Source organism: Mesorhizobium sp. WSM4845, assembly GCF_055811455.1.
On the sequence record NZ_JBVVQA010000087.1, the window covers coordinates 1 to 936 of the forward strand.

Annotated in this window: 1 protein-coding gene and 1 pseudogene; one reads left to right on the top strand and one right to left on the bottom strand. The window is 60.0% G+C overall.

The genetic code is table 11. The annotated features are described in order from the left end of the window. A pseudogene (locus AC0L2C_RS34110) lies at positions 1-198 on the top strand (hypothetical protein); the annotation flags it as partial. 340 nt (positions 199-538) lie between these two features. On the opposite strand, the gene AC0L2C_RS34115 reads toward AC0L2C_RS34110, so the two are convergent. Continuing rightward, positions 539-936, bottom strand: a 398-nt coding sequence (locus tag AC0L2C_RS34115) for a hypothetical protein (protein WP_473525524.1), incomplete at its 5' end; no start/stop codon positions are given.

Here is a 936-nt window from a genome sequence, read left to right on the forward strand (position 1 = left end):
CACGACAATCCAAAACGTGACAACGTCGGACTTGCATTGGTGCTCGTTGCCGGTGTGACACTCATCGATTTATTGACCGCGCAAAAGGTAAGCGCCCGGCACGCTCGCGGCCGCCGGCAAGCCCAGGATTTTAGTAACCGCAGCGGTTTCCCGCGGGGTCTTGAAGCTGTGCGGGGCCTTGCACGTAAAGACATGTGACCTGCCTGCCAGAATTGAGCGGTGGCTAACTGGCGCGAACCTGATCTCCTTGTCTCGGCGTCCCCGCCGAACGCCCGGCGCTGATTGCGCAGATACTTTGACCTATCCGGAACCGCAATTTCAGGAGATCGTTGCTCCAGGCAACAGGCATTGCCGCATGCCGTGCCTGTTGCGGGGTGCACCGTTCCAAACGGCAGGCTAAGCTACGGCTATGCGCCAGCGACCCAAGAGTGTGACATCCGGGCTAGCCGGGCATGATGCCGGTCCCAGGCTGCAGAAATAGGCAGTTTGACGGGTGATGCTGTCTGCCCCCGTCGTCACATCCTGCGTCGCAGCGCGGTCAGCCGCCAGTAGTCTGATCTGATCGACCAAGTCCCTTCTTTGTAGCGTGTTTTTGCTTTTCTTTCAGCAGCCGAACGATCGCGTCGACAGGCGGCGCAAGGTCGGGCGGCGACTTGCTGTTCGAGCGCCACAAGTATCCAAGGAATGTTCTCAGTATGCGCATTGTCGTTACCTCCTGGACCACCAAACTTGGCTTGGGCGTTGTTGTTCCTGAACGGCAGGCCAAGCGCCCCTGTCCAGGGGCGAACTCACACGTGGCAAGCAGGCGGCTGGAGTCTTGGACGGGATAGCGGTTCTGGAACTCTTTCCTCCAGAACTCAGGGTCGTGTCCCACCGCGTGGTGTAGGTCGGCGATAGCGAAGCCGCTCGCGAGCGCCCTCAACAGCGCTGTAGCGA